The sequence below is a fragment of the Paenibacillus phytorum genome (assembly GCF_013141715.1).
In the GTDB taxonomy this organism is placed as follows: Bacteria; Bacillota; Bacilli; order Paenibacillales; family NBRC-103111; genus Paenibacillus_E; species Paenibacillus_E phytorum.
The window spans coordinates 87,633-107,023 of record NZ_WHOA01000125.1 but is presented as its reverse complement, the minus strand read 5'-3'; the positions used below and the strand labels follow the sequence as shown (position 1 = coordinate 107,023).

The following is a 19,391-nucleotide window of genomic DNA, read 5'->3' as shown; positions in this document are numbered from 1 at the left end:
AATGCTTGCCAAACTTAAAAACATAGATATTCCTATTGTTGTCATTTTGATTGCTTTTATGGTCATTAGTACGATGCTTGTGTACAGTGCATCTATCGATCATCCAAAAATTAACGTTAGTATCACGAAAATACTCGTCTTATATGGCGTTGGTCTCGCAGCGTTCGTTGCAAGCAGTTTATTTGATTATCGAGTACTAATTAGAATCGCTCCCTATCTTTATGGTATTGGCATCTTTTCTTTGGTCGCCGTCTACTTTTTTGGGACGAAAATTCATGGGGCGCGTGGATGGTTTGAGCTCCCAGGTGGCTTAACCTTTCAACCAGCGGAATTAGTGAAATTAATTCTAATCGTGGCTGTTACTGCACTGCTGGCAAGACGCAAAGGTGATTTACTGCAAATCACGAATGATATTATCCCAGTCGGTGTGGCTGTGTTGCTCCCGTTTATCTTGGTCCTCATTCAACCAGATCTAGGGAATGCGATTATTTTTGTGATCATACTTTTGGGTATGATTTGGATTGGTAACATTAAATATTCGCATGTCTTGCTTAGCACAGTCGTACTCATCGGCGCTGGATTCTTGCTTTTGACGTTGTATAAGTATTTCCATCAATCCTTGTTTGATTTGCTTAAGGGTTATGGTTTTAGTCATTGGATGGATCGTATCGATACATTCCTTTATCCGCAAGATGTGTCTGCTGATGATAATTATCAAGTCCGTAATGCTGTAAGAGCGATCGGTTCAGGAGGTTTGGAAGGCGAAGGTTTTCTGAAAGGGACCTCCGTTCATAGTAATTTCATCCCATTTGCGTATTCCGATTCGATTTTCGTCGTAGTCGGTGAGGAATTCGGTTTCCGCGGATCAGCGGTTCTATTGTTGATCTATTTTTTACTCATTTACCGCATGATCCTCATCTCGATCCAGAGTACTCAGCTTAGCGGTGCTTATATTGTGGTTGGTGTGGTTTCCATGTTCGTCTTTCAAATTTTTGAAAATGTCGGGATGATGATTGGCATCATGCCGTTAACGGGAATCACGCTTCCATTCGTCAGTTATGGGGGAACTTCTCTACTGATTAACATGCTTTCATTAGGCCTTGTGATGAGCGTAAAGCTGCATCAGGAACGTGAGCCAGAATTTTTCTAAACGTATATGAAATTCAAGCCCTTGACCTTGGTCAGGGGCTTTTTTTGTCCACATAATCTTGTCCCTCTTCTCATAGGCTGTACAAAGGTAAAGGATGGGGAGGGGCTTCCATGGAAGTCAAAGATAAAGTGAAACAGCGTAGGATAGAGCGACTTCGTAATTTGCGCGAAACGACAGATCCTTCTAACGGGAGTGGAAGTCCGGTGAGACCCTCTCGATTTAGGGAGAATTCGTTGCCCATACATCATCATTCCGAAGTACCTCTCTATGTGGATCCCGATTGGAAACGGCGAATGGAGGATCCTGAGTACGCATGGCAGCAAAAATTATTAATGGACACAACATTAGTCGGGCGTGATTATATGAGGGATGGTGAAAGAGGGCTATTAGCGCCGCCTTCGCCTCGCAAGATTGCGGTCAAGCTGCTCATTAGCTGTGTTTTGTTTGCAGCGCTGTACGGGATGTTCCAGCTTAATCAGCCTTGGGCTAATAAAGGGAAGCAAATCGTGACCGCCTCTCTTACACAGTCGTACGATTTCTCGTCACTGTCAGCTTGGTATAGCGATAAGTTTGGTGGGTCACCTTCGTTCATTCCCAGTTTCAACAGAGAAGGGAATGAGGCCATTAGAGTGAATGCCTCTAAGCGTACCTTTTTTTCTCCTGCAAAGGGAAGCATTCTTACGCGATATGACGGAACTTCCCATATGGGAGTAAATTTGAATACCATTGAATTTGCACCGGTTTATTCGTTGGATACAGGACAGGTCATTTTCTCCGGTGAAGCTGCAGAAACGGGCCTAACGATTGTGATACGCCATCCTGGAGGACTTCAATCTTTGTACGGCGGATTAAGTGAGGTAAGTGTCGAGGTAGGTGACTGGATGAAAGTTGGTGAACCCATCGGTAAGGCTTCCAAGAAGGATCCTGCGAAGGGGACGCTTTACTTTGCCGTTACGAAGGACGGGCATCCAGTCAATCCATCGGATGTGATCAGCTTTGATTAAATGGGCCGGAACTACGTATCGATTCCACCCCTTATTTACACTCATTATGATTGGTTCTGCCATTACAGGCTACTTCCTGGAGGCCGTTACGTTATTTGGCATCGTACTGGTTCACGAGATTGGTCATTTGGTTGCCGCCAACGGCTTTGGGTGGAGGGTGCGGGAAGTGCAGCTTCTGCCTTTTGGTGGAGTCTTGATCGTTGATGAGCTAGGAACGGCTCCGACGCGTGAAGAGCTGATTGTCTCCCTAGCTGGACCGCTGCAGCACGTATGGATGATTCTCGTTGCGTTGCTGATGAAATGGGTGGATGTGGGCGCAAGCAGTTGGTGGGATTACTTCATTGAAGCTAATTTGATGATTGGCTTATTTAATCTTATTCCAGTCATGCCGCTCGATGGTGGCAAAGTGATGCAGTCATTGTTAGGGTATTTATTGTCTTACCATAACACGATTTTATATACAGCATGGATCAGTATGATCCTAAGTCTGGCTATAATAGTCATAGCCATTATCCAATTGATCAACGGACAACTCCCGCTCAATATATTAGTCATCGGTATTTTCTTGCTTGTATCCAATTGGTTTGCCTATCGGCAGCTGCCTTATCACTTTTTTCGCTTTCTTATTGGTCGCGGGAATCGAATGAGCAGGCTGTTGAGCCGCGGGACATTAGCACAGCCAATTGTCATAACGAGACACCGCACAATGGCGGAAACACTGAAACTTTTTATGCGGGAAAAATATCATTTAATCTATATCGTAGGAGAAACGGGGCGCATACAAGCCGTTTTGCCGGAACAGCAATTAGTGAGCGGTTATTTGGATGGGAAAAAACCGGGGAGTGCAGTTTCCGATCTTTTCATGTAAAATAACTGTTGAGGTGAACGTGTATGAAGCAACTTATAATTCACTGCGCACCTGATCTTACACAAGCGGCATTGCTTGAAGAAAGTCGTCTTGTTGAGTATGATACGCAGTATCCGCTTGATTCTCAAAGAGCAGGCAGCATCTACATGGGTCGCATCGTCAACGTCCTTCCCGGCATGCAGGCGGCATTCGTCGATATCGGTCTTGCGAAGAATGCCTTTCTATATATAGACGACCTCCTACCCGTCCACTTGGACAAGCAGCCTAAGATTAAACCCTCAATAACGGAGCTCGCCGAAGTAGGTCAGACGTTGATGGTGCAGGTAACGAAGGATCCGCAAGGTACTAAAGGTGCAAGAGTAACAACGCATATTTCCATTCCTGGCCGTTGGATTGTTTACATGCCAGGAGCTGATTATATTGCTATATCTCGTAAAATTGATTTGGACGCAGAACGACAGCGCCTCAAACAGCTTGCCGAAGGCAGCTTGCTTCCTGGTGAAGGTGTTATTATACGAACGGGTGCTATTGGTCAAAGCGAAGAAGCTATTCGTGATGATTTGCAAAATTTACGAGAATTATGGAGTGCCATTGTATCCAAAATGGAAGAGGCACATGCGCCCGCGCAGCTATATCAGGATCTTGATCTCCTGCCTAGATTAGCCCGTGATGTCATTTCGGATGACGTTCATGAAGTTTGGCTGAATGATGCCAAAGTGTACGAAGAGATGAAACAGTTACTTCGTAAGCAGCAGCCGAGTTGGCGGGGACGCGTTGCTTATTATGACCGCAAAATACCGTTGTTTGATCAATTTGGTGTTACGGAAGAGTTGAATCAGAGCTTTAGGCGTAAAATTTGGTTGCCTAGCGGCGGATATTTAATATTTGATCAAACCGAAGCACTTACCGTGATTGATGTGAATACAGGAAGGTATACCGGATCCATTGATTTAGAACAGACAGTTACCGATATTAATCGAGAAGCGGCGTGTGAAATTCCAAGGCTTCTGCGTCTTCGTAATATAAGAGGCATTATTATTGTTGATTTTATAGACATGAGTTCGGAATTGAATCGAGCAGCTGTGATGGAGAACATCACCCAAGCCGTGCGTAAGGATCGCTCCAAAACGATTATTGTTGGTTGGACCAAGCTAGGCCTGCTTGAGATGACGCGTAAGCGGAAATAATAATTGCATTACAAAATGTTTCTGTGATATAATACTCGGAGTGTGTTGTTTAGGCATGCTGTAACCGCACGAATCGGGTTTAAGCACGGATTTGGATTTGATCCTAACCGTCACCTGGACAAGGCGAGTCTGAGACATGAGGAGGTAATGAAAATGTACGCAATTATTGAAACAGGTGGTAAACAGTACAAAGTTCAAGAGGGCGATGTTCTTTACATCGAAAAATTGAACGCAGCTGAAGGTGAAGTTGTTTCTTTTGATCGTGTGTTCTTGGTTTCCAAAGAGAGTGGCTTAGTAGTAGGTGCTCCATTGGTTGCTGGTGCTTCAGTTTCCGCGAAAGTGGAAAAACACGGCAAAGGCGCTAAAGTCATCGTTTATAAGTACAAGCCGAAAAAGAACTATCACAAAAAGCAAGGTCATCGTCAACCGTACACAAGAGTAGTAGTTGAGAAAATCCAAGCGTAAGAGGCAGCCTTATGATCTATGTGACCATAGAGCGTCTTGCACCGGATTCACCTCAGATCTCATCTTTTGTAGTGGAAGGCCATGCTGAATATGACGTACCTGGCAAAGACCTAGTCTGCGCTGCAGTATCGGCGGTAACGTTTGGTACTTATAATTCGATTGAATCCCTGACGGGCGTGATTCCCATTCACGAGATGGAACGAGGCTTGATGGATGTTACAATTCCAGAAAGTACACGATCTGTTCCGGAGACATGGAATAAGGTCCAATTGATTCTAGAATCGATGGTCGTCATGCTACAAACCATTGCAGACAATTACGGTGACTATATAACGATTGAAACAATCTATCACAAAGGAGGATAACACCATGTTGAAATTGGATCTCCAGTTTTTCGCTTCCAAAAAAGGGGTGGGTTCCACAAAGAACGGACGTGACTCACACTCTAAGCGCCTTGGCGCTAAACGTGCTGACGGTCAAACCGTTACTGCTGGAAGCATTCTCTACCGCCAACGCGGTACGAAAATTCACCCAGGAACGAACGTAGGCATCGGTTCGGATGATACACTTTTCGCTTTGGTTCAAGGCGTAGTGAAATTCGAGCGTTGGGGCCGCGATCGCAAAAAAGTGAGCGTATACCCAGTTGATGTAGCTCCTGTGGCTGCAGCTTTAGAAGCGTAATATGAATCCCTGGCGAGCGATAAGCCCGCCCAGGGATTTTTTTCCTGAGTAACGAAACAAACCTCTAAACGCGGTCACTCATCTCGAATGGCCGAGGGCGGAGGTTTTCTCATTTGTTTGGTGAAGTTTGCTAGTACATCATGATATACTGGATGAACGGATACAAAGCAGGAGAACGGAGCGAACGGGAAATGAAGCGAGCGGGCAGCACGCAAGTTTATTTATTAGCACTTGTGCTCATAGGATTGACGGGAATGATGTTTGTGGAACCCTGGATTGTCAGGGGTGCATTACTACTGATCATAGTCTTTTGCGGTTATACCGCCTTCAAGTTGGAAGCGAGTAGAATGGAAGAGAAGTGGAGCCAAGAGCTCCGTCAACAGGAACAACAGTCTCACCATAAATTAATTCAGGTCATAAATCGCTTGCGTCACGATTGGATGAATGATACCCAAATTTTGTTTGGTTATATTCAGTTAAAGAAGTTTGATAATTTACAGCCCTATATGGAAAAAATAAAAATGACTATGCAGCAGGAAAGTAATCTCTCCAAGTTAGGTATTCCATCGTTAATTGCTTTCTTGCTGCTGTTTCGCGTCCAGTCGAAATCATTAGAGCTGGAAGTTGAATTAGATCAAGAAATCAATCTTGGACAACTTCCTCTGCATGACGGCCTCATCGAAAGATTGGTTCGTCAAACTGTGGAATGCGTTCAAGAGCATGCTGCGGCAAGCGACGGTGAAAGCGGTACACTCAGCTTGGAATTTGATGTTCAAGAAGATGGCTTACTGCTTGATTTTGTATATCAAGGCCCCTATAACCGGGAGCAACTTGAGAAAGCTGTGAAGGAAACCCTACTTTCGAAAGTAAATTCTTATTCACTGGAGCATAATGATTGGCAAGAGGAAGAAGCGGTCATCACATTGCGGTTACCGTTTCGTACATAATAAAGGGATCTTTGGTCCAAGACCAAAGTCTCTCCTTAGTTGAGGTGTAGAAATGTTTGTTGATAAAGCGAAGATATTTGTTAAAGGTGGCGACGGTGGCGACGGTTTAGTTGCTTTCCGCCGTGAGAAATATGTACCCGAGGGCGGACCAGCAGGTGGCGACGGAGGAAATGGCGGCGATGTTGTCTTCCGTGTAGACGAAGGCCTGCGTACATTGATGGATTTCCGCTATCAGAAGCACTTTAAAGCGGAGCGCGGCGAGAAAGGCCGTAACAAGTCGATGCATGGCGCTAACGCAGAGGATATGGTTGTACGTATCCCACCGGGCACAACCATCATCGATGATGATACTGGGGAGGTTATCGCCGACTTGACGCGTCATGGTCAAGAGGTTGTTGTGGCCAAGGGCGGTCGAGGCGGCCGTGGCAACACACGCTTCGCAACAGCACGCGTAACAGCGCCAGAAATTGCTGAGAACGGCGAGGAAGGCGTGGAGCGTTGGGTTGTACTTGAGATGAAGGTCATGGCCGACGTCGGCTTAGTAGGCTTCCCAAGCGTTGGGAAATCCACGCTATTGTCAGTTGTCTCTGCCGCAAAACCGAAAATTGCAGCGTATCACTTTACAACCCTTACCCCGAACCTCGGGGTTGTGGATGTTGGTGATGGACGCAGCTTCGTCATGGCAGACCTTCCCGGTCTGATTGAAGGGGCCCACGAGGGCGTAGGACTCGGTCATGAGTTCTTGCGTCACGTAGAACGGACACGAGTGATTGTGCATGTCGTGGACATGTCTGCTGCAGACGGCCGCGATCCTTACGAAGATTTCCTCAAGATTAATGAGGAAATTAAGCTCTATAATGCCAAGCTGGAGCAGCGTCCGCAAATTGTTGTTGCCAACAAGATGGACATGCCGGAATCCGAGGACAATCTGGCTTTATTCAAGGAGCAGATGGCGGCAGATGGCAAAGAGTTTGAGGTTTATCCGATCTCTGCTTTGACACGTGGCGGTGTACAGGAGCTTCTCTACAAGATCTCAGACATAGTAGAAAGTATTCCGAATGCTCCTGAAGTAGAGGGTGTAGCTGATCAAGAAGAGCGTAAAGTGTATCGCTTCGAGAAACGCGAGGAGAATGATTACACGATTCGTCGAGAGAACGATGTATTCATTGTTGAAAGTCCTTCGATTGAGAAGTTGATCAAACGAACGAACTTCAGTACACAGGACGGTATCGCTCGTTTTGCTCGTATTTTACGTAATATAGGGATCGATGACGAATTGCGTAAACGTGGAGCTGTCCATGGGCAGACGATCCAAATTGGTGATTTTGACTTCGAATTTGATGAGAAGCATTAGAATTAGAACGATAGAAACACTTATCCTAAGGATGAGTGTTTTTTTTTGCGTTTAGTTTTTCTGTGGTTGGTTTTCAATGTTTTGATTTCTATTTCTGGTTTTCGGAAGAAAATGGGGAATTAGATACGCAAGTTGTACGTGGTACAACAATTTATCCCATTCCCATGCTATATGGCTCGCGCGCGTTGTAGCTTATTTGCAACAACCTTATAAATACTCTCACTCAAGGACGGCGTAAGCTGTTCTTTTTACGTTAAAATGCGGGTTAATGTCATGAAACTTGACACATAAAAGGAAAAAGATTACGATTTTATTATTAATCATAATATTATGTCATTAAATATAACATTAAATGAAGTGTGACTATATGAGAAAGGAGGGATTTTGATGAAAAGATGGATACAAGCGATGGGAACAGGTATGCTAGGATCACGTGATTTATCTTATGAGGAAGCTGTAGAAGCAGCTCATGAGATGGCCAGAGGAGATTCCACTGACGCTCAATGCGCAGCTTTCTTAATGGCCTTATGTATGAAAGGGGAAGCTGACGAAGAGTTGATGGCATTCATTGATGTTTTCCGCAGCTACTCCTTGAAATACCACACTTTTGCGGATTCACTCAATTGTGCGGGACCAACGGAAGGCCGGCAATATTTTCCCATCACACTGCCAGTTAGCCTCTTGCTTGCTTCAGTGGGTTTCTCCCAGGTACTGCATGGAGGTGACTCACTTCCGCCGAGACAGGGTACCGCAATGAAAGAACTATTAGAAAGCTTCGGCGTTGCGATAGATTTGTCAGTGAAAGCATGGGAAACGATGTTGTTTCACCTGCATATTGGATTTCTTCATACCGAACAGCTTTGTCCGCCGCTTGGTAAGCTGAAGCAGGTTCGTGAGCAGTTAGGATTGCGAACTGTGATGAATACCGTTGAGAAAGTTATAAATCCCGTACGTTCAATGAATATGATTATAGGCGTCAATCAGCGAAAAGCGATGGAATCTTTGATTCCCATATCCATCCGATCTGGCTTTCAAAATGTGTATATTGTCAATGGGATTGAAGGATCCGAAGATTTGCCGATCTACCAGAACAGTACGATAAGGATTGTAACCACTTGGGGAGATGAGTCGCGAGTGGTTGAACCGCAGAAATTTGGTTTTCTGAGTGAGCCACTGCTGCCTTTAAGTAAAGATGATCAGGTTGCCATGGTGCGGCGCATTATTGCTGGAGAAGATTCAGAGGAATTGAAGCGGGAACGTGATCATGTCATTTTTAATACGGGACTTCGATTGACGTGGTTTGATAAAGTGGGGAGTTATGAAGAAGGCTTTCAACTAGCGGAATCGCTGCTGCAAAGGAAGGAAGCCCACAAAGTCATGCAGCGATGGGTGGATCAGAGTCATCACTTTACGCTTAAAGATCATCCGAAAATCAGTGATTCCTCCGCCAAATTTGGATAAAGGCCTTTTCTATGTGCTGTATTGTATCCAGCTAAAGGAAGGCTTTTTTGTTTCCATCAACTAGAGGGATTAGTTATTTTTCCAAACAATTGTGCTCTTACCCACTTAAAGGAGGTCTATATTACGAATGGATATGAAGGGCGACAACTTTCGAAGCCAGGTAGTCCGGCGAAATGGAAGAAGATGTGAATGATACTCGTTCTGCATACAAAAAGCTAGGAGGCAACATCATGAAAAAACAACTACTGACCCTCGTACTTGTTCCAGCCCTTATCTTTGGCGCTGTGACAATTCCTTTACCTAAAGAAGCTTCGGCTGCATCAACAGGTCGTATTATAAACAGTGTCAGTCTTCGCCAAAGTGCGAATGAGAATTCTACGCGTATCCGGTACTTGAAGGAAGGCGAGAAAGTTACCATCCTGTCCAAAGTGAACAGTTGGTGGTACAAAGTGAAAGCTTCTGATGGCCGTGAGGGTTACATAAGTACAAGCGCCAAATACATACAAGCATCGGGTGTTACATCCCCTGGAGATTCCAACACGAATGGTGGTTCCGGCAGTGGTTCTAGCGGTTCAACAAGTGCGAATGTTCAAAAAATTATTGCTGCGGGTAAGAAGTATCTAGGTACGCCCTATGAATATGGATCAAGTCGTGATAATACAAGAACGTTTGATTGCTCTGACTTTGTCCGGCAAGCTTTCTTGGATGGCATTGGAAAGAAGCTGCCAAGTGACTCTAGAGGCCAAGGGAGTTATGTGAAATCTCTCGGGCATGCCAAGACAAATTGGCACGATCTGAAGCCTGGCGATCTCATGTTTTTCATGTCTTACAAAGGGACAAGCCAATCGAATTACAGCGGTATTAATAAGTCTACTCAGACCATTACGCACGTGGCTATTTACTTAGGAAATGGACAAATTTTGTCGACATACTCCAAAGATAGCGGTGGTGTTCGGATTGATTCTATCGAGAATCGCCACTGGGAGTATCGTTTCTTATTTGGAGGCAGTGCGTTATAATTAGCAGTAAAAAAAGGCAGAACTCGAGAAATCGATGTCTGCCTTTTTTGCTATTCTTTTTAAGTCTGCAGGGGATCTACTAATGGGTTCCAGTGAATAGTAGGTTCACCTGTGTCCAGTTGAATTCCAGCTGAGCCTACCCAGGGGTGCTCAGTAAGGCCTACGCTGAAATAATGTTCAAGCAAGCATCGAAAAATAAAAGGGATTGGGCGCTCCAGCACCTGTTCTTTAGGAATCCAATGTAGATCCCCTTCTGGTGTAACGATTCGTGGGTTCACATCCGTGGTTCCGATATAAAAAAATTGCTGGCGAACCTCTTGTCCATTCAATCGAAGTAAAACATACTGCATGCGCAGCCCTTGGATTTCATCATGTTCAATGCCAGTCTCTTCCCACACTTCGCGCAGACAGGCTGCCCGCGGGTTATTTAATTCACTTGGCTCCAGGTGACCGCCAATAGCAGCCCATAAACCTGGCGAAAGTGAACGCGTTAAGGAGCGTTTCATCATTAGTAATTCGTTCTGGCTGTTCCATAGGAGAGCCGTAGACATCATGCGTAATGTAATCATGGAGGCGATCCCTTCTAATCTAGTACTATCAGCTTATCATAGTGTAGTTAGATGCTGCAAAAGATGAAAGAATAAGATGTGAATTGCCTATTGCTTCAATCCGTGCGATTCGATATAATGTCCTCTATAGAGGAACATTGGTCTTTCCAGAGAGGACGGTGGTGAAGTGCCGGAAAGCAAAGAGTTTTTACAAACGATCAAGCACACCGGTCCTGAGAGGTACTACTTAGTCCGGGAAGATATATTGCCAGAAGGAGTACTCAAGACAGCTCAGGCTAAGGAGCTGCTTGCACGGGGTGAAGTGAAAACAATTCACGATGCCGTCGAACAAGTCGGACTCAGCCGCAGTGCTTTCTATAAGTATAAGGACGGTATTCACCCTCTCAGCAAACTAGAACGAGAGCGCATTATCACAATATCCATGGATTTGGAGCATCGGTCCGGGATTCTGTCTCGTGTACTGGCTCTCATTGCTAATTTGGATGGGAATGTGTTAACAATACATCAGACAATTCCTCTGCAGGGTATGGCGAATGTCGTCATTTCGGTAGAGACTTCGTCGATGGGGGAAGAGATCCGTCAAATGATTAATCGACTTCAAGCGCAAGATGGGGTCAAGCGTGCCATGGTCATCGGTCAGGGCAGTTGAGATAAGAAAAACTATTCAGGAGGTAACATACATGAAACCCATCAAGGTTGGTTTGCTTGGATTAGGTACAGTAGGAACAGGTGTTGTCCGCATTATCGAAGGACATCAGGAGGATTTACAGCGTCAAACAGGCTCGTCCATTGAAATTTCAAAAATTTTAGTACAAGATAAATCAAAGCTTCGCAACATCTCAGTGGATGCAGATAAACTGACTGAACAAGTATGGGACGTTATTGGTGATAGTGAGATCGATGTTGTCGTTGAAGTTATGGGCGGCATTGCTGCTACCAAAGAGCATATTTTAACTGCGCTAGGCAACGGCAAGCACATCGTGACGGCGAATAAGGATCTTATGGCCATGCATGGTGCTGAAATCTTGGCAAAAGCTGCTGAACACGGCTGCGACGTATTTTACGAAGCTAGTGTTGCCGGCGGCATTCCGATCATTCGTGCACTCGTAGAGGGCTTCTCCTCTGACCGTATTACGAAGATTATGGGCATCGTGAATGGAACAACCAATTACATTTTGACCAAAATGAGTCAAGAAGGCGCTGCTTATGCGGATGTCTTGAAAGAAGCACAGGATCTTGGCTACGCAGAAGCAGACCCAACATCTGATGTTGAGGGGCTGGATGCAGCTCGTAAAATGACCATTTTATCAACACTTGGCTTCCACACAAATGTTGCGCTTAGTGATGTTGAAGTGAAAGGCATATCGAAAGTATCTAAAGAAGATATTCAATATGGCAAAAAATTAGGCTATGAAGTGAAGCTGCTTGGAATTGCTGAAAACCATGATGGTCATATCTCTGTGAGTGTACAGCCTACTATGGTGAAAAACTCGCATCCGCTTGCTTCCGTAAATGGTGTCTTCAATGCTGTGTATGTAACAGGCGAAGCTGTAGGCGAAACGATGTTCTATGGTGCTGGAGCAGGCGAGTTGCCGACTGCAACATCAGTAGTAGCAGATTTGGTTGCCGTTGTGCGTAACTTGAGGCTGGGCGTGAATGGACGAACAGTGCTGGCACCTTATAAAGAAATGAAGCTGAAGACGGACGATCAGATTGCTTCCAAAAACTTTATTCTTCTGCATGTTGAAGATAAAGCGGGCGTACTTGCGCAAATTACACAAATTTTTGCTCAGCACGAAGTTAGTTTGGAGTCAGTGTTCCAGCACCCGAACCAGTCCAATCCGAAGGCTGAAATTATTATTATCACACATGATGCGAACCAAGCCAGTATGAAAAATGTGCTGAGACAATTCGAATCTATGGATGTTATTCACGCCATCAAAAGCGTTTATCGCGTAGAAGGCTAAATTATTGAAAAGAGGCGCAATTTCGAAATGAGTTATAAGGCAGTGCAAAAGGTAAGAGTGAAAGTGCCGGCAAGTACGGCAAACTTAGGTCCTGGCTTTGACTCACTGGGGATGGCCTTGAACTTATATGCCTGGATTGATATGGCGATATCGGATGAAACGGCGATTCATTTAATCGGTGATCAGATGAACGGAATTCCAACGGACAAGTCCAATTTAATATATAAAGTCGCGCAAATGGTATTTGAACAGGCGGGCGTTTCTCACCCTGAGCTGGACATTGCCATGTATAGCGATATTCCACTCACGCGTGGTCTAGGCAGCAGCGCGTCAGCCATTGTTGGTGCGCTCGCCGGCGCCAATGCCCTAATCGGGAACAAGCTCACGCAATATGAGCTGTTCCAAATCGCGAGCCGCTTGGAGAAGCACCCGGACAATGTCGGGGCTAGCTTGTTCGGCGGGATCGTGGTTGCGTTCTGGGACGGTGAGAAAGCCGAATCTATTCGAATAGAGCCGGACGCTAATTTGGAAGTGCTGGTGGCGATACCAGCGTTCCAGCTTGCTACAGAGAAGGCGAGAAGCGTCATGCCGAAGCAAGTAGCCATGAAGGATGCGGTGTTCAACCTCAGCCATTCATCTTTGCTTGTTGCCGCGCTAAGCACAGGCAACCTGGGTATGATCCGCCATGCCATGAAGGACGCGCTGCATCAGCCTTACCGTGCAGAGCTCATTCCGGGCATGAAGACGCTGCTTGAGCAAGCGGAGAACCATGGTGCGCTAGGGGTTGCACTTAGCGGAGCTGGACCGACGATGCTTGCGCTAGTGGATGCTCGAAGTGACCAGAAAGAGGAGTTGGAGGCATTCCTGAAGGGCACGCTTGCTAAGGAAGGTATTGAAGCACAGACGCTATGGTTAAAGCCGAGCGGTGAAGGCGTTGCGGCAATTCTGCTGCAAGAAGGTGACGGGGATCTATTATCTTTTGTTGAAGGGGAGGTTCTTGCATGAAGCGGGTAGCCATCCTAGGACCAAGTACCTTTTCGGAAGAAGCCACCCGTCATTTTTTGGGTGAAGACTTTACTTACGTTTCATATAAACTAATTTCTGAAGTGTTCAATGCGACAGCGTCAGGCGAAACGGAATTAGGTGTCATTCCCATTGAAAATACGCTTGAAGGTTCCGTTCATTTGCATGTCGACTGGCTCGTTCACGAGGTTGATCTGCCCATTCGGGCGGAGTGGGTTTTTCCCATTGATATGAATCTCATTGGCTATTCGAATCCTGACGGGCAAACGGAAGCTTCGAATCCATATGGACATATTCGTAAGGTATTATCTCATCAGGTCGTCCCTGCACAGTGCAGTAGATTTATGAAGCAGTATTTGAGCGAAGCAGAATTTGAGCAAGTAAGCTCCACAGCAGAGGGTGTACGAATAGTATCGACGCTGCAGGACCCGACTGTTGCAGCTATCGGAACGGCTATAGCATCTACAAACTATGCTGTTCCAATGCTGCAAAGGGAAATTCAGGATCATAAAGACAACATGACCCGGTTTTTACTAGTTGGTACCGAAGCGTCAGAACTGAAGTCCTCGGAAGACATGAAAACAACTATTCTTGTCACGCTGCCTGAAGATTACCCAGGTGCCCTGCATCAGGTGCTCTCTGCCTTCGCGTGGCGCAGAATTAATCTTTCGAAGATTGAATCCAAGCCGACAAAGAAGAAACTTGGTACTTATTATTTCTATATCGATATTGCTGGGTCCATGGATTCAGTTCTCCTGCCATCTGCCATTCAAGAAATTGAAGCGATTGGTTGTCAAGTTCGAATTTTGGGTTGTTATCCGAGTTATTCGTACACAAGTTAATACCATTCTTCCTTTGCGTTCATTACGCGAGGGATTTTTTTTGTCCAAAAGGGGCAAAAGCCTAGGAACTTGCATAAACTGTAATATCATTGTGACTAAGCGAATGCTTACGAAGCAAGTTTTCTTGCGAGAACTCGAGATTATGCTTACAAAGCAAGTTTTCTAAGTAGATAAGAAAGTATAAGTTTTATACTTTTGCTTCGCATCTACCTTGACAAACGCGCTCGTCCCAGAAGGACGACGGAGTCGTTTATCCTTGCGAAAACTCGAGTTAATGCTTACGAAGTAAGTTTTCTAACGAAAACTCTAAGGAGGTATGGTGTTGAAAATCCACATTGTCAAAAAGGGCGATACCCTGTACGAGCTTGCAAAGAAATATCAAACCACGTTGGACGAAGTCATCGCACTTAATCCGCAAATTGCACAACCGGATCATATTGACATCGGGATGAAGGTGAAAATACCTTCCAAACCGAAGCCAGTAGATCCACCTGCTTCAGATTATGTCTATAAACACGTTGTGGAGCAGGGTGATAGCTTATGGAAGCTTGGTAAGGCTTGGGATGTACCCCTTCAAGAGATGATTAAAGCGAATCCTCATCTGAAGAATCCCAATGTACTTATGACGGGAGAAATTGTTTATGTGCCCAAGATGCATCATGAGCAGGTAGGAGTTAAGCCACTATCGGTGTCGAATCCATCGACAGAACCATTTGCTCCAGTCCCTTCAGCTCAACCATGGACTGTTGCAGAATCGAATCAGCAACCATTTATGCCTATTGCAGAAGAACCGATAAGTCAAATGCCGTCAGCGCCGTCAGCACCGTATGTAGAATCGATGCCGTTGGCTGAGCAACCGTTTGTACCTTCGCCGATGCCCTCTGAGCCAGTCATTCCTGCGCCTGAGTCTGGGGTTATTGGTCTCAACGCACCTTACGAGCAGCAAGCGGTTCATCCTTTCCAGCAGTTTCACATTACAGCGACTGAGGTATTTGCTTATCCGGGTTCCGAGCAACAAGAGATGTCAACATATCCAGCTTTTTCACCGTATCAGCATTCACCATATGAGCAATTTCCTCATCATGCTGAGCCAACCTCCTATCCAAAGAGTCAAGATGGCTGTGGCTGCGGTGGTCCATCGATGATCGAGCAACCGTGGACGACATTCCCGGCGGGTTATCCAACTGGAACCGTAGAAAGCCCGTGGGATGGTTATCAGCATGGCTTTCCAACAATTCCTGGTTTATATCCACCAGCTTCTCCCTATGAGATGCAACAAACTGCACATAATCCGTATGACTACCAGCAGGGTCCCTATGACATGCAACAAACTGCACATAATCCATATGACTACCAACAGGGTCCTTATGGGATTCCTTATGCTGGAGCTCATTACCAAGCACCTTATGAGTCGCCTATGATGCCACAAGTCCATACGCATGAGCTTACGGAAGAGACTGATACAGAAGAAATTGTTGAAATTGACATCCGTAATGATAAAAAGGCAAATAGGTCAAGCAGCGGCAGTTCTTCAAAAAAAGTGAAATTGTCAGATTCAGGAGCACTCAATGCTTTCTTGAAACGGCAGCAGAGAGCTTCTGAAAAGCAAGACGCTAAGCAAAATGTACCTTGGATTAATTTCTGAAAATGAAGAAGAAGCCTCCTAAACCACAGGATTTGTGGAATAGGAGGCTTCTTAGTTTCGTTATGCTAAGGATTAGGCAATCATACCCAAAGTGAAAAAGGTCATTAAACCGACAACGAAATTCATACCCCATTTTTTACGAAGCAGTTCACGTCCGCGATGTAAACGAGTTTTTACTGTTGTAATCGGTAAGTTCAGTTTATCACTTATTTCCTGAAGGGAAAGCTCTTCCAGATAGTATAGCGTAATGATACTTCTATATTTATCAGCTAATTTATTAATGGATGTATGCATATGCTCTTGAACTTCTGTTTGGAGAACAACGTGCTCAGGAGACTGATCTTGACTTGCAAGCTTACTGTAGTAGCTGTAATCATCGTCATAATCGTTCAGCTCGGCATCTAAGGATTGAACAGGCCTCTTTTTGCGCAGCAAGTCTATGGCGACATTTTTACCAATCCGATAAATCCAAGTAGAGAAGTTCTGACTTTCATCAAAGTGGTTTAAGTTCAAATAAACACGGATAAATGTTTCTTGAACAATGTCCTCTGAATCAGGCCTGTTATGAAGCATGCGAAAAGCAAGCTTCTGTATTTTGTTACGGTATAACTCGACTAGCTCCACGAAAGCGTTGCGGTCGCCCCGTCTGGATAATTGAATTAATTGAAGTTCTGCCACATTCATGCTGTTCCCCTCCTAATATAGGGATCTTTGAGCTGGCTCAAAGTCTCTCCTTTTTGGGATCTTTGAGATTAGCTCAAAGTCTCTCCGTTTATAGTTTTCTCAAGAAAACTTGTATCGTAAGCTTAGTATTTGCCTTTTCAAATCTATATCGGTTTCCCTGGATAAGTATGCGAATATTTCATCTACTTCTGACTATATCATTTCTGTGGCTACAGTCAAATTATAAAGCTAGGGAGAGCTCATTTTATATCCATTTGTTACCGAATTCATGGAAGTTTGGTGACTTTTCTGAGATGGTGATGGATATGAGGCTGAGGTTGAACGCGGTGAGGTTACACCTGATTCGTTTTTTTGTACTTCATTCCAAATGGCAACTGCCCCCCACAACAGGACAACTCCTATAATTAGGAGTGTTGTACGTTTGATTCGTTTTCTACCGTTCATGATAAGGGCTTCACCGTCCGTCTTGATTGGTTTCATACTCTCTCTCTATGGTAAATGATGTATAGTGTCTCATGCAAATGGAAACAATACGGAAAAACGAGAATAGAAGGGGATATCGGTGAATGTACTACAACTTTTGAAGCATTTGAAAAGAAAGCTGCGTTGGAAACGTAGTTGGTTGACTTTAGGAATGTTCTTTGCCGTCGTAGTGGTTAGCTATATATTATATGCAACTGGAAGCCTTCTAAGTGCTGGTGATAGCCCAAGTGGAGTCGTTAGATCGACCTTTGCTGGACTTACACCGGTGGACGATCAACGTCTTCAAGAAGCGACGACAACGTTGAAAAGCATAACGAATAGCAGGGAGAGCTATTTGCTTAAGACTTATGTTTGTGGCGAGGAGCGCAGTCAGTTGGGCCTGCAGACCCCTCAAGAATTATTGAAAATGCAAATAAAGCACCCTAATTGGTTGCTGAGCATAGGTGCGAATGGAGAGGTCACTTTTACCGAAAGTATCGATGATTTATCGCCGGCATGCAAGGAAAAGGCGGTATTCGGCATCGACGGAAGCAGCAATCTGTCCCTTTTTAATGGAACACCAGCCAAGGATAATGTGATTCGAACATTTTTTCAATTGAACATTAAGCATTTAGAAAGCAGTCTTCCACGCGAAACGGTGGATCAGCTCCACGAAGGGATCCGAGTCATTGATTTGGAGGAGTATAATAGCGTATTATCAACTTTCAGTGATTATGCCATGCCGCCACAAGAGACTGAACGGGCAATGACAAGACCTTAAATAAGGTGATAGTAGGATGAAGAGGTAGATCGGGAGATTCCTGAGTCTATCTCTTTTTTTTGTTATCTGCTATAATGAAATGACTACATATGTTCGCTTTTTTAAAGATGGGAGAGAATTGCAGTGCGTATTCTGGGTATTGATCCGGGGATCGCGATAGTTGGTTTTGGCTTTATTGATAAGATTGGAAGTAAGCTCATTCCTGTGCAGTATGGTTCAATTCAAACCGAAGCACACACGGATCCTGGGATCAGGCTGAAAGATGTCTATGATGCTACGACGCAATTAATAGAGAAGTATAAACCGGACGCGATGTCGATAGAGAAATTGTTCTTTAATCGGAATGTAACGACGGCATTTACAGTAGGACAAGCGCGGGGTGTCATGATTCTTGCGGGTGTTCAGGCTGGGTTGTCGATAGCTGAATATACTCCGCTTCAAGTTAAACAATCCGTTGTTGGCTACGGGAAAGCTGAGAAACACCAAGTACAGGAAATGGTCAAAATATTACTAAAACTGTCCCAAGTGCCTAAGCCTGATGATGTAGCCGATGCGCTTGCTATTGCTATTTGCCATGCCCATTCTTCTGCTTTGCAATCTAGGATAAATGAGGTCAGGAAAAGATGATAGATTTCTTAAGAGGGAAAGTTGCTGCACGCGAGAGCGACTATGCGGTGCTGGATGTAAATGGCGTAGGTTATCGTGTGTTTTGTCCGAATCCCTATGCGCTGCCGCATAAGGAAGATGAAGCTGTCACGATGTTCATTCATTATCATGTACGTGAAGATGCTCATTTGCTATTCGGCTTTATGTCACGGGATGAGCAGTCCTTGTTTCGTTTATTGCTCGATGTGTCGGGAATTGGGCCAAAGGTTGCGCTGGGCATTCTTGCTGCGGGCGGAAGACCAGAGGCTGTTATTCTAGCAATTAGCCAGGAGAATCTAGCGTTCTTGACAAAGCTCCCAGGCATCGGTAAGAAAACAGCACAGCGGATTATCTTGGATCTGAAGGACAAATTGGGTTCGGTGAGCTTCTCAAGTCCGGAAGCTGCGGTAGCTTTAAGCGTGGTTGGATCGGCGCAGCTGAGCGATGGCGGTCATGCCTGGAGCGAAGCGAAGGAAGCGTTGATGACGCTTGGCTACACGGAAGCTGAAGCTGATCGTGCTTGGTTGCAAGTGAAGCCAAAAGCGAATCCGTCTGATTCTGTTGATGTATTGATGAAGCTTGCGCTGCAAGCTTTGTATACGATGTAGTGGATGAGGATTGGGCATGATTTAGCCAA

Annotated in this window: 21 protein-coding genes and 1 other annotated feature; of the genes, 19 read left to right on the top strand and 2 right to left on the bottom strand. The window is 45.0% G+C overall.

What is annotated here, in order from left to right:
- Position 1: 1 nt before the first annotated feature.
- The 11 genes from GC098_RS18725 to GC098_RS18675 all read left to right on the top strand — a co-directional run bounded on the left by GC098_RS18725 (position 2) and on the right by GC098_RS18675 (position 10,136).
- The gene (locus tag GC098_RS18725; RefSeq protein ID WP_171644779.1) at positions 2-1,150 is read left to right on the top strand and encodes an FtsW/RodA/SpoVE family cell cycle protein; all 1,149 of its coding nucleotides are present in this window, start codon (positions 2-4) and stop codon (positions 1,148-1,150) included.
- A gap of 110 nt (positions 1,151-1,260) precedes the next feature.
- Positions 1,261-2,154: a M23 family metallopeptidase gene (locus tag GC098_RS18720; RefSeq protein ID WP_171644777.1), complete on the top strand. Its 894-nt coding sequence runs from the start codon at positions 1,261-1,263 to the stop codon at positions 2,152-2,154.
- Positions 2,147-3,022, top strand: coding sequence for a M50 family metallopeptidase (locus GC098_RS18715; RefSeq protein ID WP_246321306.1), 876 nt, complete (start codon positions 2,147-2,149; stop codon positions 3,020-3,022). Before GC098_RS18720 ends, GC098_RS18715 begins: the two co-directional genes overlap by 8 nt.
- 23 nt (positions 3,023-3,045) lie before the next feature.
- Positions 3,046-4,209: an Rne/Rng family ribonuclease gene (locus tag GC098_RS18710; protein WP_171644775.1), complete on the top strand. Its 1,164-nt coding sequence runs from the start codon at positions 3,046-3,048 to the stop codon at positions 4,207-4,209.
- A gap of 52 nt (positions 4,210-4,261) precedes the next feature.
- Positions 4,262-4,350, top strand: a sequence feature (ribosomal protein L21 leader region).
- A 12-nt stretch (positions 4,351-4,362) separates the two neighbouring features.
- Positions 4,363-4,674, top strand: a complete 312-nt coding sequence (gene rplU, locus GC098_RS18705) for a 50S ribosomal protein L21 (protein WP_029194673.1) — start codon at positions 4,363-4,365, stop codon at positions 4,672-4,674.
- Positions 4,675-4,685: 11 nt separating this feature from the next.
- A complete protein-coding gene (locus GC098_RS18700; protein WP_029194674.1) occupies positions 4,686-5,039 on the top strand; it encodes a ribosomal-processing cysteine protease Prp in 354 nt (117 codons plus the stop codon).
- A 4-nt stretch (positions 5,040-5,043) separates the two neighbouring features.
- Entirely contained in the window at positions 5,044-5,355 is a 312-nt protein-coding gene (gene rpmA, locus GC098_RS18695; protein ID WP_029194675.1) for a 50S ribosomal protein L27, read from the top strand.
- Between the two features lie 152 nt (positions 5,356-5,507).
- Positions 5,508-6,302, top strand: a complete 795-nt coding sequence (locus GC098_RS18690; protein WP_171644773.1) for a Spo0B domain-containing protein — start codon at positions 5,508-5,510, stop codon at positions 6,300-6,302.
- 52 nt (positions 6,303-6,354) lie between these two features.
- Complete coding sequence (obgE, locus tag GC098_RS18685) at positions 6,355-7,656, top strand: GTPase ObgE (RefSeq protein ID WP_171644771.1); 1,302 nt, start codon at positions 6,355-6,357, stop codon at positions 7,654-7,656.
- Positions 7,657-8,043: 387 nt separating this feature from the next.
- The gene (locus GC098_RS18680) at positions 8,044-9,117 is read left to right on the top strand and encodes an anthranilate phosphoribosyltransferase (RefSeq protein WP_171644768.1); all 1,074 of its coding nucleotides are present in this window, start codon (positions 8,044-8,046) and stop codon (positions 9,115-9,117) included.
- Between the two features lie 230 nt (positions 9,118-9,347).
- Complete coding sequence (locus GC098_RS18675; RefSeq protein ID WP_171644766.1) at positions 9,348-10,136, top strand: C40 family peptidase; 789 nt, start codon at positions 9,348-9,350, stop codon at positions 10,134-10,136.
- A gap of 59 nt (positions 10,137-10,195) precedes the next feature.
- On the opposite strand, the gene GC098_RS18670 is transcribed toward GC098_RS18675, so the two are convergent.
- On the bottom strand, positions 10,196-10,705 hold the full coding sequence (locus GC098_RS18670; protein WP_057306144.1) for an NUDIX domain-containing protein: 510 nt from the start codon (positions 10,703-10,705) through the stop codon (positions 10,196-10,198).
- Positions 10,706-10,871: 166 nt separating this feature from the next.
- On the opposite strand from GC098_RS18670, the gene thrR reads away from it, so the two are divergent.
- From thrR to GC098_RS18645, 5 genes are all read left to right on the top strand, one after another.
- Positions 10,872-11,354 (top strand): transcriptional regulator ThrR, encoded by a 483-nt coding sequence (gene thrR, locus GC098_RS18665; RefSeq protein ID WP_084595049.1) that lies wholly within the window; start codon positions 10,872-10,874, stop codon positions 11,352-11,354.
- A gap of 31 nt (positions 11,355-11,385) precedes the next feature.
- Positions 11,386-12,672, top strand: a complete 1,287-nt coding sequence (locus GC098_RS18660) for a homoserine dehydrogenase (protein WP_171644764.1) — start codon at positions 11,386-11,388, stop codon at positions 12,670-12,672.
- A 27-nt stretch (positions 12,673-12,699) separates the two neighbouring features.
- Positions 12,700-13,677 carry a homoserine kinase gene (gene thrB, locus GC098_RS18655; RefSeq protein ID WP_171644762.1) on the top strand — a complete coding sequence of 326 codons (978 nt, stop codon included), beginning with the start codon at positions 12,700-12,702 and terminating at the stop codon, positions 13,675-13,677.
- Positions 13,674-14,537 (top strand): prephenate dehydratase, encoded by an 864-nt coding sequence (gene pheA, locus GC098_RS18650; RefSeq protein WP_171644760.1) that lies wholly within the window; start codon positions 13,674-13,676, stop codon positions 14,535-14,537. The genes thrB and pheA overlap by 4 nt, the downstream gene beginning before the upstream one ends.
- Positions 14,538-14,859: 322 nt before the next feature.
- Positions 14,860-16,182 carry a LysM peptidoglycan-binding domain-containing protein gene (locus GC098_RS18645; RefSeq protein WP_171644758.1) on the top strand — a complete coding sequence of 441 codons (1,323 nt, stop codon included), beginning with the start codon at positions 14,860-14,862 and terminating at the stop codon, positions 16,180-16,182.
- A gap of 72 nt (positions 16,183-16,254) precedes the next feature.
- Here the strand turns inward: GC098_RS18645 and sigW are convergent, their stop codons facing one another.
- The gene (gene sigW / locus GC098_RS18640; RefSeq protein ID WP_060648579.1) at positions 16,255-16,866 is read right to left on the bottom strand and encodes an RNA polymerase sigma factor SigW; all 612 of its coding nucleotides are present in this window, start codon (positions 16,864-16,866) and stop codon (positions 16,255-16,257) included.
- A 562-nt stretch (positions 16,867-17,428) separates the two neighbouring features.
- On the opposite strand from sigW, the gene GC098_RS41225 reads away from it, so the two are divergent.
- From GC098_RS41225 to ruvA, 3 genes are all read left to right on the top strand, one after another.
- Positions 17,429-18,109, top strand: a complete 681-nt coding sequence (locus GC098_RS41225) for a BofC C-terminal domain-containing protein (protein ID WP_171644756.1) — start codon at positions 17,429-17,431, stop codon at positions 18,107-18,109.
- Positions 18,110-18,232: 123 nt separating this feature from the next.
- Positions 18,233-18,736 (top strand): crossover junction endodeoxyribonuclease RuvC, encoded by a 504-nt coding sequence (gene ruvC / locus GC098_RS18630; RefSeq protein WP_057306137.1) that lies wholly within the window; start codon positions 18,233-18,235, stop codon positions 18,734-18,736.
- On the top strand, positions 18,733-19,362 hold the full coding sequence (gene ruvA / locus GC098_RS18625; RefSeq protein ID WP_171644754.1) for a Holliday junction branch migration protein RuvA: 630 nt from the start codon (positions 18,733-18,735) through the stop codon (positions 19,360-19,362). The genes ruvC and ruvA overlap by 4 nt, the downstream gene beginning before the upstream one ends.
- The last annotated feature ends 29 nt before the right edge of the window (positions 19,363-19,391 follow it).